This is a genomic window from Imperialibacter sp., from assembly GCF_040222815.1.
Lineage (GTDB): Bacteria > Bacteroidota > Bacteroidia > Cytophagales > Cyclobacteriaceae > Imperialibacter.
This window is the reverse complement of sequence record NZ_JAVKCH010000048.1, coordinates 322,636-338,389: the sequence shown is the minus strand read 5'-3', so window position 1 is coordinate 338,389 and position 15,754 is coordinate 322,636. Positions and strand designations below refer to the sequence as shown.

Annotated in this window: 14 protein-coding genes; all 14 read right to left on the bottom strand. The window is 45.4% G+C overall.

Annotated elements, in window-relative coordinates; all coding sequences use genetic code 11:
* Position 1: 1 nt before the first annotated feature.
* From RIF36_RS24420 to RIF36_RS24355, 14 genes are read right to left on the bottom strand one after another with little or no spacing between them, the layout of a single operon-like run.
* The gene (locus tag RIF36_RS24420) at positions 2-1,024 is read right to left on the bottom strand and encodes an ATP-grasp domain-containing protein (protein WP_350125359.1); all 1,023 of its coding nucleotides are present in this window, start codon (positions 1,022-1,024) and stop codon (positions 2-4) included.
* Entirely contained in the window at positions 1,024-2,916 is a 1,893-nt protein-coding gene (asnB, locus tag RIF36_RS24415) for an asparagine synthase (glutamine-hydrolyzing) (protein WP_350125356.1), read from the bottom strand. Before asnB ends, RIF36_RS24420 begins: the two co-directional genes overlap by 1 nt.
* Positions 2,917-2,953: 37 nt before the next feature.
* Positions 2,954-4,081: a CapA family protein gene (locus tag RIF36_RS24410; protein ID WP_350125353.1), complete on the bottom strand. Its 1,128-nt coding sequence runs from the start codon at positions 4,079-4,081 to the stop codon at positions 2,954-2,956.
* On the bottom strand, positions 4,074-5,210 hold the full coding sequence (locus RIF36_RS24405; RefSeq protein WP_350125350.1) for a hypothetical protein: 1,137 nt from the start codon (positions 5,208-5,210) through the stop codon (positions 4,074-4,076). The genes RIF36_RS24410 and RIF36_RS24405 overlap by 8 nt, the downstream gene beginning before the upstream one ends.
* A gap of 10 nt (positions 5,211-5,220) precedes the next feature.
* Positions 5,221-6,342 (bottom strand): hypothetical protein, encoded by a 1,122-nt coding sequence (locus tag RIF36_RS24400; protein ID WP_350125347.1) that lies wholly within the window; start codon positions 6,340-6,342, stop codon positions 5,221-5,223.
* 1 nt (position 6,343) lies between these two features.
* Positions 6,344-7,567: a hypothetical protein gene (locus RIF36_RS24395; protein ID WP_350125344.1), complete on the bottom strand. Its 1,224-nt coding sequence runs from the start codon at positions 7,565-7,567 to the stop codon at positions 6,344-6,346.
* Positions 7,548-8,669 (bottom strand): glycosyltransferase, encoded by a 1,122-nt coding sequence (locus RIF36_RS24390; RefSeq protein ID WP_350125341.1) that lies wholly within the window; start codon positions 8,667-8,669, stop codon positions 7,548-7,550. Before RIF36_RS24390 ends, RIF36_RS24395 begins: the two co-directional genes overlap by 20 nt.
* Positions 8,662-9,759: a non-hydrolyzing UDP-N-acetylglucosamine 2-epimerase gene (wecB, locus tag RIF36_RS24385; RefSeq protein WP_350125338.1), complete on the bottom strand. Its 1,098-nt coding sequence runs from the start codon at positions 9,757-9,759 to the stop codon at positions 8,662-8,664. The genes RIF36_RS24390 and wecB overlap by 8 nt, the downstream gene beginning before the upstream one ends.
* Positions 9,760-9,768: 9 nt before the next feature.
* Positions 9,769-10,977 carry a TDP-N-acetylfucosamine:lipid II N-acetylfucosaminyltransferase family protein gene (locus RIF36_RS24380; protein ID WP_350125335.1) on the bottom strand — a complete coding sequence of 403 codons (1,209 nt, stop codon included), beginning with the start codon at positions 10,975-10,977 and terminating at the stop codon, positions 9,769-9,771.
* A complete protein-coding gene (gene rffA / locus RIF36_RS24375; protein WP_350125332.1) occupies positions 10,967-12,118 on the bottom strand; it encodes a dTDP-4-amino-4,6-dideoxygalactose transaminase in 1,152 nt (383 codons plus the stop codon). Before rffA ends, RIF36_RS24380 begins: the two co-directional genes overlap by 11 nt.
* Positions 12,115-13,053 carry a formyltransferase family protein gene (locus RIF36_RS24370; RefSeq protein ID WP_350125329.1) on the bottom strand — a complete coding sequence of 313 codons (939 nt, stop codon included), beginning with the start codon at positions 13,051-13,053 and terminating at the stop codon, positions 12,115-12,117. The genes rffA and RIF36_RS24370 overlap by 4 nt, the downstream gene beginning before the upstream one ends.
* Positions 13,025-13,792, bottom strand: a complete 768-nt coding sequence (locus tag RIF36_RS24365) for a sulfotransferase family protein (RefSeq protein ID WP_350125326.1) — start codon at positions 13,790-13,792, stop codon at positions 13,025-13,027. The genes RIF36_RS24370 and RIF36_RS24365 overlap by 29 nt, the downstream gene beginning before the upstream one ends.
* Positions 13,785-14,783 (bottom strand): glycosyltransferase family 2 protein, encoded by a 999-nt coding sequence (locus tag RIF36_RS24360; protein WP_350125323.1) that lies wholly within the window; start codon positions 14,781-14,783, stop codon positions 13,785-13,787. The genes RIF36_RS24365 and RIF36_RS24360 overlap by 8 nt, the downstream gene beginning before the upstream one ends.
* Entirely contained in the window at positions 14,780-15,754 is a 975-nt protein-coding gene (locus RIF36_RS24355) for a glycosyltransferase (RefSeq protein ID WP_350125320.1), read from the bottom strand. The genes RIF36_RS24360 and RIF36_RS24355 overlap by 4 nt, the downstream gene beginning before the upstream one ends.

The window sequence follows — 15,754 nt, the reverse complement described above, 5'->3', positions numbered from 1 at the left end:
ATCAATTTCTTTTCCCTTTTATTACTAACTCCACCATCCATCCGTAGGGGTTGAAGGCACCCTGATGCCATTTTAATTCACGGTTCCAATAGCCGGGACAGGCGTCGTACCCAGACGGTGCAAAGCCATAGTTAATTTCTATCAGCACCGGGTCATTTTTTTGATTAAAAACAAAATCGTACGCCACACATTGTGCTTTCAATTTGTCGGTATAGGCAAATGCCAGCCTGATGCAGCGTTCGTCAAACTCCTCTCTTTCATATTTGAACAAGCCACTGCCCGATGCCCTGAAGTCATCCTTCCTCACAAACCGCTTCAGGGCAAATGCTTTCTGATCGATCACAATGATGCGTATGTCAAAATCATTGGCCGGAAAAAATTCCTGAAAATAAATATAGCCCCGTTCTCTACCCATTACCCTGGCGTAAGGTGGCGACACAAAAAGTCGTGCAAAGCCTTTTACGACCTCAAACAGGCTGACCTTGCCCATCCGATACTTGCGGAACCGCTCCTTTAAACTTCCCCATGCATCATAGGGACTGAACCCCTTGCCAAATGCCGTATGAATGAGTTTTCTGCATTCCGCATGATTTTTGACCAGGCTTACATTCTGCGATCCGGCTCCTCCCCTGAGCTTAAATACCTTCGGAAACGTGGTGCTGCCCGCCCATTCAAGCGCTTTTGCTTTCTCATAGAACACCCAGGTAGGGGCAAATTCCGGAATCCCGAGCGCTTCCAGCAGGTATTTCTGCCCTACTTTATCGTCGAAATGCCAATTGGTATTGAAGTCAGGAAATACAGTTTTTCCGCTTTGCTCAAGGGCAAACAGAAGTTGCTTCGCAAAAAGAATATCTCTCGGACTGCCCTGCTGGTGGTGCCATAGCAGTGCTTCACAGTCGCTTACCTGCTCCACAATATCGCTGGCATAACAGTCGACTGTTTTGTGTTCGATACCTTTTGCCTGGCAGTAGGCCATCCAGCGTTGGCTGAACGAATCGTTGGTTTGATGTATGGCTAGCTTCATTACATGTTGTATTCCAGTGCCCAGGCTTCGAAGGCTACCATTACCCATAGTGCCTCCACCTCCTGCGGAGAGATACCCTCTGGGGCAGATACCCAATGGTTAATTACCTTAGCATTAAAAATGCCTCTTTGCTTAATGGACGGCATAATTTTATCATTGAGATACTCCTTGAAGTGTGGGTCTGAGAAAAAATCTTTCAACGGAATTCCAAATCCGCCCTTGGGCCGATAAGAAAAGTCTTCGCCGAACACTTTACCCGACAGCTCTTTCAAAGCAAACTTGGTCTGTTCTCCTTTTGCTGTCTTTCGCACCAATTGATCCTGGGGTACCTGAAAGCTATCCGCCACCAGGTCATTGTCCAGGAAGGGTACCCGGTTCTCGATGCTGTGCGCCATCGACATTTTGTCCTGCCTCATCAGCAAATCAGGCAAATAAGTCAATATTTCATATTTGACTTGCTTATCGAAAGCAGAGCCGCTTAATGCAGCATAGGTTGTTCTTCTGGCAGCGAGCGCTGACTCAAGGTCAAACCCTGGCTTTAATACAGCAGCCTGTTCTAAAGCCATGAAAGAGGATCCCATGATGGCCCTGTAGTCGCCTCCCGAGTATGCCAAAAGATGTTTCCATAAACTTCCTTTGTTTTTCCGAAGGCTTCGAAATAAGGTTTCAGGGTGATAGGGATGAGTGACGGCCGCAAATCGATCATACCCTCCGAAAATCTCATCAGCTCCCTCACCGCTGAGCAGCACCGTTACATACTTCTTTGCCTCCTGCGAAAGCAAGTAAATACCGATCGTGTTTGGGTGGTTGAGTGGTGCTTCGAAATGCCGGGTAGCATGCTCAAAATGCTGCAGGTAGTACGATGGATCCAGCTTAAATTTGTGAGCCTTCAGCCCCAGAAGGTTCACTACCTGATCGACATACGGTTCCTCATTGAAATGGACATTGTCGAAAGTGATGGAAATAGTTTCCAGAAGGTCGTCTTGCTTGATCTCTCTGGTAAAATAGGTAACCAGTGATGAATCGATTCCGCCTGACAACTGGCAGCCCAGTTTAACGTCACTTAACAGTTGTCGTTGCACGCTGCCCAACAAGGAAGATCGCAAGTCTTCCATCACTAGAGCAGAGTCGGTGGAAGGGCTCCTATGGTATTCGTTGATGGAGAAGAACTTTTTGACATAACTTTCGGTGGGTGAATATACCCGGTAGGTTCCCGGATCAAGCCCCTGCACACCCTCGTACAACGTCCTGTTAATCGTGTTTCTGAACAATAAATATTCATCAACCAGTGTGCTGTCCAGACTCGGTTTGAATTCGGGTAGTGCCAGGAAGCTCTTAATTTCAGAAGAAAAAGCAACAAGATTGCCCGCCTCAAAAATATACATGGGCTTGATACCAAATCTGTCCCTGGCAATAAATAGCTCCCGCTTACGAAGGTCGATCAACACGATAGCGAACATGCCATTGAGTTTTTTGACCATCTCGTCGAAGCCGTCCCGCAGGTACAAATTAAGAATCACCTCAGTATCCGACGTGCTTTTAAATGTGAAGCCGTCCTTTTGCAAGCCGCCTTTGTAGTCAAAGGCATTGTAAATTTCGCCGTTGAATGCCAAAATGACCTGGCCGTCGGCACTGCACATGGGCTGATGCCCATTGGCCGAAAGGTCAAGGATACTAAGCCTGTTGAATCCCAGGATGCCTTCATAGCCTGTCTCTACCTGCTCCGTTTTTTCATTAGAAAACTCCCGGGAAGTCTGGGATCGGATGGAAAAAGTGCGAACCCCGCTGTCGTCAGGTCCTCTGTGCTTCTGCTTTTGAAGCATGGCCAATACTGTAGAGGTATCGCCAATGTGCTTCCCCGATCTATAAAAATACCCTGCTATACCACACATGCCTGTCTGTTTCCTGTAAAAGTCGCCGGCTAATCGGCTATTTTTTATTCAATGCATTCAATAATACTTCCCTGTGCGATTCACACCTGATCAAATTGGTCATCAGCCTTTTTTTTCTGGGCGAGTTGAGCGAGGGTATCCAGCCCTTGAACCTCAAACCAGGCAGAATACGGCCCTCATAGGGCTCAAGCCACGTGAGCATGAGATTGGCCAGTGTGTCGGCATGCTGCACAAATGCTTTCTGCAAATATTCATCGTCCTGAATAAAGGCGTTCAATTTTTCTACGTTGACTTTCAGTTCCCTCAATTGGTCTCCGGCCAGCGGGTACACTCCCGGCACAGTCGAGTTTTGCTCCACGTAGGCCGTTTCATAGCCGACTGGCTTCCCTTTTTCAAAAAGCAATTGCGGAACCATACCCAAATTCCATGGGGAGTCGGCTTTACCAGGCCAATCGAAACAAAAATTGCCAAGGCTGTAAAAAATGGGTGCTTCTTTGTATACCTCAAAGCCTGAAATAATGTGTGTGTGATGGTTGATCACAGCACTGGCTCCAGCGTCTACCAAAAACCTGAAAAGCTTTTTCATTCTGGGGCTTGGCAACGGATAATGCTCGTGGCCCCCATGAGAGATCACAATAACAAAGTCTGATTTACCCTTTGCGTGCTGAATTTGATTATAAATAGCAATCTCGTCGAGGGGGTTCACCCCGGCTCCGGCTCCATGCGTGGTAGACCATTCATTCTCGGCAAAGTTGATAATGCCGAAGGTGAGCCCCTTTATTTCCACAAAATGCGGGGTGGATGCTTCCTTCAAAATACGGCCAGCACCAAGCCATTGAATATCCCGTGCCTTCAATGTCCCGAATGTATCAGTCATTCCTTCTACCCCGTAGTCAAGAAAGTGGTTGTTGGCTGTAGCCACCAGCTTGATACCAAGAAAAGTAAGAATATCAGCAGTATCCGGATGACATTTCAGGTGCGGCCCGGTTTTTACTATCGGCTTGGATGATGTCGTCAGGGGGCATTCCAGGTCTGCTATGGTCAGGTCGTTTTTGCTCAGTTTGGCACGAACCTCTTCAAAATATGGCTGCCAGTCACCCTGGTAATACGCTTTTTCTATTCTTTCCTGCGGGCAAAAATCACCAGTGAACCCTATTTTAACCATTGTTTTTTGCCATTTGATCAGCCAGCTGATCGGTAAACATAAATTTTACTTCCGGCCATTTTTTCACCACCGCCTTCAATAGCCTGGTGAGTTCCTTCAATCCCCTATCACGGTTTCTTTCGTCAATAAACCCAATATAGTTGACCCTGTGGGAGCAGATGACGGCAGGCTTTTGAAAAGTAAAGGCGGCACTGATTTCCGCCAGGCAGCTATCCACCCAGTCTTTGGCAGGATTCATGGTGGGTTCAAAAAAACAGTTGCGTACGTTATAGCGAGGGCACCCACTTTGGCGCTCACCAAAAAAATGAACCTTGTCGGTATACTGATCAAATTGCCCCGTAGGCACGAGCTGTCTTCTGGTACCCTGCAACACTTCTATACCCAATTTTGAAAATTCAGTGTCAAGCGCAGGATCCCAATTGTAGCAGGGAGCAATGAAGGACTTTGAACGAAAGCCAAATATTTTCTCAAACATGTCAAGCCCGTCGGAGATGATTTCCCGATGTGTAGCAATGTCATCCCGGTGATCCCAATCGAAAGCTTCCATGAAGCTATAGTCCCCCTCCCCCGAAAATGTGGTACGCTGGTCGAAGCAAAAGCGCACCTTGTCGTCACCCGATTGTAGTCTCTTCATCCACCGGTTGATGTTGAGATGTTCCCGGCCATGAAATTGCGGCCGAAAAATGTCAGATGTCATCGCTTGTTGCCATTTGGCAAAAGACTTACCGTGCTGAGGGTATTTCTCAAGTGTCGTGGTGAAGGGCTCGAAGTGATATTGCTCGAAATTGTCCTGCCTTATTCTATCAAAATCAGGATTGGCCATGATGGTATTGGCAGTTACCTTCACGGCTTCTCCCTGGCTGTTTCTCACAGCCTGCAGCGCATTAAAAAAGAGATCCAGGTCCTGCTCGCTGGCCAGGGCATCGCTCCTGTAGATACTTGATGATATGTCCATTCCGGCAGCCTCAAACTTTCTCAATACCTCCACCGATGGCGTCCGGATGGCTCCCCAATCGTCTGACTCGATCACGATGATCCTGGCTTTCAAACGAACGCCGGGGGCGTTTACCCGGGCAGCGTTCATTCTCGATTTCCATCTTTTCAGTACAGTTGTCAGATAGCTTGCCATTCCCTTCAAATTATTCGGTTGCCCTGTCGCTATCCATTAGCCGACCCAACTCCGTGGACGTCATAAATTCAACTTCAGGCCACATCGAAATTATTTGCCTTGCAAGTCTGTGAAACGCCTCCACACCATTTTTGCGATTTGATTCATTTAGTCCGCCGATAAAGTTCACTCTATGTGTACTTATTACAGCGGGTTTTTGCCAGCGAAATGCAATTGATATGTCTCTCAGGCAGGATCCAACCCAATCAGTGCCGGGAATGCTCGGTTCAAAAAAGCAGTTGCGTGTGATGTATGACTGTCCCCATTTGTTTTTCTTTCCTAACCACCTGAAGTTTCGTTTCGTGACTCCACCTCCCAAAGGCTCAATTTGTATTTTAGGCGAGGAAATATATGACAATCCTTTTCTGGCAATAACGTTCTCCAGCGAGTTGTTCAATGGGCCGTTTGGGGGCACAAAATAGCTTGCCTTGAATCCCCATTGTTGCTGAAACAAATCCAGCCCACTTGATAAAATTTCACTTTGGCTTTCCAGGTCGCTTGCTAACTCAAGGTCAAATGCAGCCTGATACATTACGTTAAACCGATTTTTGTTGGTATATCCCCAGACACCCAAGTCAAATGCCTGCCTCGTCTCCCGGTCGTTTTCCTGCAAGGCCCTCATCCATGCGGCAACATTCAGGTGTTCCCTTCCATGAAATTGAGGAATAAATATTCCCTTATCAATTCCCTCTTTCCATAGCTCCAATGCATTACTTAATCCAAAACGGTTGAACGTAGCCGGTAGCGTCTCAAAAAAATACTGGCTGAAACCAGACTCCCGGATTTTTCCAAAATCAGGATTGGCCGTGAGGCTCACCGGCGTGAATACCAACGGCCTTCCATTGCTATCTTTAACACTTAAAAGAACGTCAAAAAGTGCTGATAAATCCGCTACCGAAGCTAGCGTGTCATTCTGATTGTACCTGGCAGAATCCCCTGATTCCATGTCAAGCCCGCTAGATTTGAGCTTTGCAAGAATATTGAGGGAAGGCATCCTCACACTTCCCCAATCGTCGGACTCCACTATCACGATCTTCCTGCGTGTACGCCAGCCGGGCAAATTCGAAAGATTTCTGAGAAGTTTCCGTATCACCTTAGTTGAACAATGAAATGATAGGTATATGAAGGTCTATAAGCAATGCAAAAACAGGGTTTCCCAAAACGCTCATGACAGTGATTGTTTCCAGCGAAATGCGGAGGCTTACAATCAGAAAAAGAAAAAGCATTGGGTAACTCGCATAACGGAACCAAAACCTGAACTTGTCAGGAGCAGCTGTTTTCAGGTAAAGAAATATAAAGGCAAAGGCAAATAGCTGGCCTATACTCAGGAACCTGCCACCTGAAGGCACTAGCGATGCGATGTTACCAAACGACAAAATAATCAGTGAAATGGCAAACAAGTCTTTGAGGTAGGGGTAGGTGACCAGATTCTTAACCCGTTTAAAAAAAATGAAGGAAAAAAATATGACGATTGTCCAAACAATCACTTTTCGATAGTATATGATATGAAAACTTGCCCCCTGCATTGTTTCATTGACTTTGTCGATGTATACCTCCCCTGTATAACTTTGAACTCTGGGAATTAAAAACTCCGGCGAGTAAGCCAGCATCAGCTCTCTTAACGCCCCAACATTCAATTCGGAAACCGCAAAAGAAAATATATAAGCATAGTAGAGCAGTGGCCAACCCAGTCGAAAAAACCGGAAACAGAAAAATAAAACAACTGGAATGACAAACGAAAAATGAAACAGCACTGATAAAGCTATAAAAATGAAAGCGTTTCGTTTTTGGTATAGAATATGATTCAGTACCCCGAAGGCAAAAACATGGGCTGCTGTCCACATTCTTACACCATTCATGTGCCAAAATGGAATTATTAAAGCAAAGGATAAAAAGATTATCCATAAAAAGGTAGTCATTTGCCCAGGCACACATCGGAGCACCATCCACAGGTTTCGTGAATAAAAATACCCAAACACCAGCCCAAATACGGCAAAAAGCAAGTCCCCACTGTCTGTAAATCGGGACATCAAAAAGATCACCGTAGGCTCATATAAATCCACTTGCGCACCCTCCTCTGTATAAAAACCGCCGGCAAAACTTTCCCAGCTGCTGGAATAATAACTGTTCTTAAGTCGTTGAACATAACGGCTGGAATCCATGCCCTCCGGCTTGGCCATGGTGAAGCCATAAAAAATAACGAACAGCCAAACCGCATTCACTGACCATTTTTCGTGGTTGTATTTGAAAGCGTGCACAAACCCCAGAAATGGGTTCAACAACAGAAACAGCAAGGCGTTATCTTTTTCTCTTCTCATCGATCAGATTTAAAAAAAGCTGCGCTACATTTTCAATTCTGTATTGCTCACGGTCGGTTACGACAAAAGAGTTGCTGAAGTCCCGATTAAGAAAAGATAATACATCAGCTAATCGTAGCTCTCCAGTTACCACATTGAGGATGGGCTTACCCAAGATAGCGTAATCAATGAGTTTACTGGGCGTTTGGGAGGTTCCGATGTTGGTGAAATTAACAAGAAAATCCATTCTTGAATACTCATGCATCAGTTCGGTTCGGCCCACGACACTATGTACAAAAATACTTTTTGAGCCAGCAATATAGGGCAACACCCATTGCGGCGTACTTGTGTAGATATGAAATTCAAACTGATATTCCTCTTCTACAGTCAGCAGAAATTCTATCAATTCTTTCGGATCTCTCTTACCCGGAATAAACATACCCCCATAGCCAAAAATAACTTTTTCAGATGGTTTGAAATCAGCCATTTGGTAATCTTCAAAACGGAATCCCTGAGGAATCACTTTTATTTTATAGTGAAACTCCGGGTAGTAACCGCCTATAGATCCTTTAGTAGGCACACTCAGGTAATCTGCCTTCCGGCAAAACCACTTCTCCACCCATCCAAAGTAAAAAGGCGCTTTGAAAGTATCATTCTCCTGTCCCATATAGGGATCGCCGCAATCTGCTACCCAGGTGGTTGCTACCGGATGCTTGCTACTTCTGAACCAGGCCACCCCCCAGTGGATCGGATAAGGCACGGCCACAGAAATGAGCAGGTCAAATCCTGACTCCTTTGCCAGTGCCCTATTAACAAGAAAAAGGAGTTGAATATTTGGATACTCGAATAGTAATGTTGTGAGGCGAACGATTACCCTGGAAAAAAGCCTCTTCAATCCTGTTCCTGACACAGCTGGTTTGGGCCACGACATTGGCCCCATGTCCTGAAAGCTAAAACCATTCCCGGCCGAAAATTCCCGCACGTCACCCCTTTCATGTGAAATTACTTTTACCTGGTGACCTTGTCTTGCAAACTCTTTGGCGAGCTCAGTTGCCCTGAAAGACCGGGGGGAAATCTCGGGGTAAAAACCATTGGAAACAATCAGTATTTTCTTCCTATGCATGTAACCTGACCAGTAGATCAACTATTCTGTCGGCTGCTTTTCCATCCCACAATTCCGGGATGCCTCCTTTCTTCCAGTTACCAGCAAACAACCGCCCGAGTGCCTCCACAATGGCCTCGGGCTGAGTTCCGACGAGCTCGTTCGTGCCTATGGCCACGGTTTCGGGTCGTTCGGTGCTGTTCCTCAGGGTGAGGCAGGGCACACCCATAACGGTCGTTTCCTCGGTAATGCCTCCCGAATCGGTGACGACCGCCTTGCTATGCTGCACCAGATAGTTGAACTCCAGATAGCCCAGCGGGTCGATGATGTGCAGGTTTTCTGGCAAAACACCGAGTGCGTGGAAAATAGATTTTGTGCGTGGATGGATAGGGAAAATGATCGGTAATCCATGGGTGTTGGCAATAATGGTATCAATCAACTGCATTAGCTTTTGCCCTTCATCCACATTGGATGGCCTGTGAAGCGTTAGTACCAGGTATTGCTGTTTTTGCAGCCCGGCCTCCCCCCATACAGGCGGTTGCCTGAATCTTTGTTTGTTGGCCAGCAGCGTGTCGATCATCACGTTGCCTACAAAGAAAATATTGTTTTCGGCGACCCCCGCCTTCAACAGGTTACCATTGGCCGTTGTGCTTGTGGTAAAAAAATAATCGGTAATGCTGTCCGTCACCATGCGGTTAATTTCTTCGGGCATGGTGAGGTCGTAAGACCTGATGCCTGCCTCCACATGGGCAACCTTTATTCCCTGCTTTTTTGCAACGATAGAACAAGCCAGGGTAGAAGTTACATCGCCTACCACTACTACAAGATCTGCCGGATGCAGGATCAAATCTCTTTCAAAAGCGATCATAATCGCAGCCGTCTGTTCTGCCTGAGATCCACCGCCGCACCCTAAATTATCGCTTGGCTCAGGGATGTTCAACTCCTGAAAAAAGGTGTCACTCATTTTGGCATCATAGTGCTGTCCGGTATGAATCAGTCTAAAACGAATCTTATCCCTTTCTTCACGATCATTGTTCTGCTGTATTGCGTGTATAATAGGGGCAATCTTTATGAAGTTGGGTCTTGCCCCGGCGATAATTGTAAAGTTCATTTGCATTCTTTAGGAATGTAGATAGTCGTTAACTCCCTTGCGAAGACGTGAGACTATTTTGTCTGACGAAATCTCGGCAATTAATATCTCACGGTTATATTCAATGTCGGGTAGAGTTAGTGGCTTGAGTGTTTCGCTATTTCCTGCATTTAAATCGCTCTCAACTGAAAAAACAAGACACCCGATTCTTCGTAAAAAAGAGTAAAGTATACTCTCTTCGCTTAAGTAAACCTTGCATCCGAAATATATCGTCGACAGAATGTTTCCTATACCTTGCTGTCGATAGTGATTCATGATAACAATGCTGCAAGATGATAGTATCTCGTTGTAGCTCTCGATCGTCAAAAACTCTGTCAGGGGATGAAAATTATTTGGAAACTGCCGGTATCCAATTTTACTGATAGCCTTTATATATTGAGGATCTCCGTAACTTAAGGGAGTAATCAGTTTTCTTCCTCTCAAATCGAAGCTCTGCAGCTTTTCGAATACCTCTAAGTGGTTGTTGGTATACGATGCCGAATTGCCGATCAATATATTCTCTCCACTAGGTGGCACAACACTAGCCTCCGTGGCCTTGCCGATAAAATACTCTATCGGGTAAAAAGTAAAAGGTAAATAGCAGGCGTCATCCGCCAATTTCTGCCGACTTTCCAGGTATTCGAACTCTTCCTTCAATAAAGATGCACAGCATTTTATCCTTCCAATTGACCTGGCAATATCTTCCAGCTGCTCCTCCATTGATATCTGGGAAATGGCCAGGCTTCTGTACTTTACTCTTCTATAAATGTCCCTCAAGAACTCTGTCAGGCCAACCTTTCCAGCAGAGTGCCTCCGCAGCTTTGTGGTTAATTCTCCTAACAACCTTCCAGCATATATGTGTTGATTTTGATACATTTCGGCTCCCAAAATGAGCCACACAAATTTTTCCGGTTTATCAAACTTCTCAATCAAAAGTGCTATACTATGAGTAATCCCATGGAGAACCACCAGGGTATGTTGTTCACAAACTTTCAATAATAGCTCGACTTCAGCCCCGTCAATAACAACCTTTGTGAGGTTTGAAGCCTTCCTGATATATCTTATGTTTTGTGCCCCGGGGGGGACAAGCACATAAAATTTATTTTGCCCGGGAAAGGCCAAATCGAAAGAGTGAAAGGCTCCATCTATGAACTTTTCATCCTGGCAAACGTGGGCAATTGAAATATCCTCAATACCCATTGAATTCAGCGATAGATTTCACGATAAACTCCACTTCTTTGGTTTTCAGTTCATTAAAAAAGGGAAGTCTAAGCAATGTATCAGCGTATTCATCACTCTTTTCAAGTTTCGCTCCGTTGTATTTCCCTTTAAAAAACGGACTCTGATGCAGGCTTAGGTAGTGGAAAACTGATAAGATACCTTTTTCTTTAAGAAACTGAATAAGGCCTTGCCTATGTTCAAAATCGGGACATAAAATATAAAACATGTGCGCATTGTTGCTGGCATAAGTGGGGATGATGGGTGTTGAATAAACATCATTTAATCCGGAAGAGCTAAAAAGCTCCAGATAGAGCTGCCAAAGTGAGTGCCGTTTGTTTTGGATGTCCCTGAGGTGCTCCAGCTGAGCATATAAGAATGCCGCTGTTACTTCGGAAGGAAGAAATGAAGAACCGATATCGACCCATCCATATTTATTCACTTCTCCCCTGAAAAATGCCGATCTATTGGTGCCTTTTTCCCAAATAATTTCCGATCTGGCAGCAAACCTCTCATCGTTTACCACTAGCATACCCCCCTCGCCGGCTATGATGTTCTTGGTCTCATGAAAAGAAAAGGCCGACATATGCCCTATCGAGCCGAGGGGTTGTTTTTTCCCATGCTTGTTCGTATAAAAAGAATCGATTGCCTGTGCGGCATCCTCAATCACAATCAGGTTGTGTTTCGTTGCCAAATCCATTACAGTATCCATGTCACATGAAACCCCTGCGTAATGAACCGGCACAATAACCTTTGTTTTAGGCGTGATGAGCTTCTCGATGTCAGCTTCATTTAATCCCGGGTGATCCGCTCTGGAGTCAGCGAAAACAATGCTTGCTCCCCTTAATGCAAACGCATTGGCAGTTGACACAAAAGTGTAGGATGGGATGATAACCTCATCACCTGGCTGGATGTCGGCAAGTATGGCAGCCATTTCAAGTGCATCCGTGCAGCTGGTCGTTAGCAGGCATTTTTTAAAATCATATTGGCTCTGGAAAAAGTCGTGGCACTTTTTTGTGAAATCTCCGTTTCCGGAAATTTTCCCAGAGTACACCGCCTGATAAATGTAGTGAACTTCCTTACCTGTCAGGTAAGGCTTATTAAAAGGGATAGTTATCGTCATTTAAACCTATATCTGAAGTTTTTCGGAAAGCTCAACGGCTGCCCGTCGGTGCCAGCAATTTTATTAATTTTCAGAAGTCCCTCTCCACAAATAACCGTCGGCAACTCGCCGTCCTTAAATAGCACTTTACCAACGCCTCTGTTTTCAACAAAGTAGGGCTGAGCGACTTCAGCATCGACTATGATTATTTCCTGATCTCCCAAAGTGGCCCTCGCTCCTTTATAGGGATATCCTACTGCGTCAATGAATCGTTTTATCTTATTCGAGGACTCTTGCCAGTAAATTCTGTAATCCTCCTCATCCCGCCAAACTGAGTACGTAGCCTCTTCTTCGTTCTGTTTCAAATGATGCAGCCCCTGTGAGGCTTTTACAGCATTTAACAGGTCCGAAAAAAGAGAAGCATATCCTTCTGACACTAGTTCAATAGCCTCCTGAATCTTGATAGGGTAGTCAATTTTGCTGCGATATTGACTTATTATTTCTCCCCTGTCATATTCGTCTGAACCCAAAAGACATGTTACTCCTATCTCTTTTTCGCCGTTGATCAGTGCAGAAACCAGTGGGTTAAATCCACGGTACTTAGGCAATAGCGAGTCATGGAAAACGATCAGCTCCTGATTATTAGATACTTTCACCATCCACCTCCAGCCGATAGCGACAACGTACCTGGAACTCTCCAGTAGCTGCTGGCTGCTCGTCCGTGTCGAAAACCTCAATCCATTGGATTCACAATAGACTTGAATCTCTCTTGAATAATCGTTGACAACTCCTTTGTCGCTACCGATCACCACACCGTTGATAATGTCGAGGTTGTTCGGATCGATTGACTTCAGGCACATCAGCCCCTTCAGACCAATAGCCAGAATGGTAACTTTCTCATGGAACGTCGCTTGTGGATGCATTTTGTCACGCCAGTCGTTGGTAGCCAAGTTCATGCCCAACCTTTTCACATTTACTTGCTATTTTCTCAAAATTCTTTTGTCCAAAAAATTCCACCAGGCTGTCGGGGCTTGATCCCTTCGGCTGAAACTGTTTGTCGACGATATCGCTGATATCGTTCATCCGACCAAAGCCAAGTTGGTGCGAAATGTGGCCAATGACTCCTTCTTTATCCGCATTGAAGTCCTCATACCGGATCAATAGACATCCCGGATGGGAAGTCCAGCCAGGTTGGTCATTTGCTGCAAGCCAGTTGGCTATTAACGTGTCAATGTAATTTGCCTGGCCCTCACTTTTAAAAATATACCGCCAGTTCGGGTGAATCCTGCTCGGGTCAATGTGATCGTCGTCTCCCGGCAAGCTTAGTCTGTTCAGAATGCTCCGTATATTGTCAAAAGGATTTCTGACAATAAATATAAACTTGTCGAGGCTGAAGAACTCACTAACCTTGTCGATAAAAAAAGTGGCGGAAGGTTCTTTGATAATCTCTTTTGAAAAGGGATAACTAAATCGGTTCACTAATTGCTTTATCGTCAATTCGTCCTCCAGAAGTTGAGTCCTATAGGGTTCCCAAAGGTATTTCGTGTCGATGGTAGCCGATTTTCCTGTATATGCTGCCAACAGCCCGGTTATCGCCGAAGTGCCACTTTTTTGCAGACCAAAGACGAAGGTTGCATTTTTATTTGGCTTCTTAATTTTATTTAAAAGGCTCAGTTTAATTCCCAGGCTATACATTCTTCTTGGTAATCTTAAAATAAAAATAAGGGAAAAGAACAGAGGAGCGGTTAAACGCCCTGGCATATTCCAGATAGACAGACCTGACTCCAGCACAGTCGATTTTCTCTACACCAAGTTTTCTAAGAGAAAATATAATTTTAAAATAGCCCAACCACCTGTGATTGGAAATGGTGATAGTTAAAGGCAGTAATATGAACTTGGCTTTCAGGTGATTGAGAAGTTGCCTGCTTTGCTCTGAGTGGTTAAGTTTCGTCAGGAACAAGTCGACATCCTGAATGGCTACAAGGAAGCCATCCAATCCTTTTTTAGTCTTAATCAATGACGAGTGCGTTGCTGACCCCGGTCGGGTAGTCCTTTGATAAAAAACTTCGTTGTCAAACCCTACCCTGTTTGCTACAGAAAATACCTTGCCTACAAACAGACCGTCTTCCAGATACGGCACGTCCCTGGGATAATCAACCTCAGTTTCTTTCAAAAAGGAGCGACAGAATAATATTCCCCACGACCTGTCGGGATCTTTTACCCTTGGCCCTCTGGCAGCAAAATACGCATCAACCCCGCTCCAAACTTCCTTTGCCTGCACCTGGTATTGTGTTTTCCATTCTGAAGCCCCGTCCCTGTCGAAAATTTCAAAGCCCGCAAAAAGCACATCCACCTGCAAAGTGTGCGCCTTGTTATACAGGTGTGCTAACGTATTGGGCAGGACATAATCGTCAGGGTCTATCGGCAAAATATACTCACCGGTTGCTCGTTCTATCGCATTGTTCCTTGCCATGGAAACCCCCTGGTTCTCCTGGTCAATTAAAATAATGTTCGAAAATTCGGCTTGGAGTTTTTCAATGAGCTGCTTTGAGTTGTCGGGAGAACCATCGTTCACCACGATAATCTCATACTCATCTTTGGCCAAATCCTGGTCTTCCAAACTTCGGACACACCTTTCCAGATATTCCTCCACGTTGTAAACAGGCACAATGATACTCAGCTTCATTGATAAAATATATTCCCTTTATTAGCTGGAAGTCGCTTTTTGACCGCATAGACATACTGCCAGGGGTTCAGATAAACTGACAGCAAACGATAAAGCGTGCGGGCAATGGCGGTGTTCTTGTTGGCACCGATCGCCAAAAAGAATTTCTTCACTCCCTGCTCCCACTTTTCTTTGCCAACAATATCAGTTGGTAAATGAGGGTGCGCCATTTGCCGCCGTATGGCAAATGCCTTCACCGACAGGGGCTTGAACAAACCGGCATCGCCAATATTATTGAGGGCCTTTGCATGCATGCGATAACCAACCGTGGGTGTGTGGAAGTAATACAACCGCTCGCCAGCCCCGGTCAATTTCAACCACATGGGGTAATCTTCTACCAGCCGGTTGCTTTCATCATAGTTTCCTACTTGATCCAGGGCCTTCCGGTTGAAAAAATAGGAGGGTGTGTAATGCATACGATCCGATACCAGCAGCCGCCGCCATTGGTCATTGGCGGAAAATTCCGGATTCATCAGGTTGTCGGGAAACTGTGCCGGTATCACTCTCAGGAAGTTTTCCTTTTCAAAGTTGTTAACGTACACATTTACCTGGGAGAAAATGACTTGAGCCTCTGGATGCTTCGCAGCAAACCGCATATTGTCTTCGATGCAATTGGGCATTAAAATGTCATCACCGGCAATGAATTTGATCCAGTCAGCCTGAGCTGCCCTAATGCATCGGTTACAATTGGCAGATACACCGGTGTTGTGTGGAACTGTTATTATTCTGGTATCAACAAACCGTCGGCTATTGTCGGGGCTTGCAAGCCACTTTTTTGCCAGCTCCACACTATTATCAGAAGAAGCATCGTCAGAAATAATCAGCTCCAATTGTTGATATGATTGCTTTATCACACTTTCAAGTGTGTCGACAATTGTTTTTGCCGAATTAAAAGCAGTAACCGCTACCGTAACTAGCTCAGGTTTCGCCAT

Excerpts from the sequence above, each read along its gene's own strand:
- RIF36_RS24420 (WP_350125359.1), bottom strand. The coding sequence starts at position 1,024 with ATGAAGCTAGCCATACATCAAACCAACGATTCGTTCAGCCAACGCTGG.
- asnB (WP_350125356.1), bottom strand. The coding sequence starts at position 2,916 with ATGTGTGGTATAGCAGGGTATTTTTATAGATCGGGGAAGCACATTGGC.
- RIF36_RS24410 (WP_350125353.1), bottom strand. The coding sequence starts at position 4,081 with ATGGTTAAAATAGGGTTCACTGGTGATTTTTGCCCGCAGGAAAGAATA.
- RIF36_RS24405 (WP_350125350.1), bottom strand. The coding sequence starts at position 5,210 with ATGGCAAGCTATCTGACAACTGTACTGAAAAGATGGAAATCGAGAATG.
- RIF36_RS24395 (WP_350125344.1), bottom strand. The coding sequence starts at position 7,567 with ATGAGAAGAGAAAAAGATAACGCCTTGCTGTTTCTGTTGTTGAACCCA.
- RIF36_RS24390 (WP_350125341.1), bottom strand. The coding sequence starts at position 8,669 with ATGCATAGGAAGAAAATACTGATTGTTTCCAATGGTTTTTACCCCGAG.
- wecB (WP_350125338.1), bottom strand. The coding sequence starts at position 9,759 with ATGAACTTTACAATTATCGCCGGGGCAAGACCCAACTTCATAAAGATT.
- RIF36_RS24380 (WP_350125335.1), bottom strand. The coding sequence starts at position 10,977 with ATGGGTATTGAGGATATTTCAATTGCCCACGTTTGCCAGGATGAAAAG.
- rffA (WP_350125332.1), bottom strand. The coding sequence starts at position 12,118 with ATGACGATAACTATCCCTTTTAATAAGCCTTACCTGACAGGTAAGGAA.
- RIF36_RS24370 (WP_350125329.1), bottom strand. The coding sequence starts at position 13,053 with ATGAACTTGGCTACCAACGACTGGCGTGACAAAATGCATCCACAAGCG.
- RIF36_RS24365 (WP_350125326.1), bottom strand. The coding sequence starts at position 13,792 with ATGTATAGCCTGGGAATTAAACTGAGCCTTTTAAATAAAATTAAGAAG.
- RIF36_RS24360 (WP_350125323.1), bottom strand. The coding sequence starts at position 14,783 with ATGAAGCTGAGTATCATTGTGCCTGTTTACAACGTGGAGGAATATCTG.
- RIF36_RS24355 (WP_350125320.1), bottom strand. The coding sequence starts at position 15,754 with ATGGCGAAACCTGAGCTAGTTACGGTAGCGGTTACTGCTTTTAATTCG.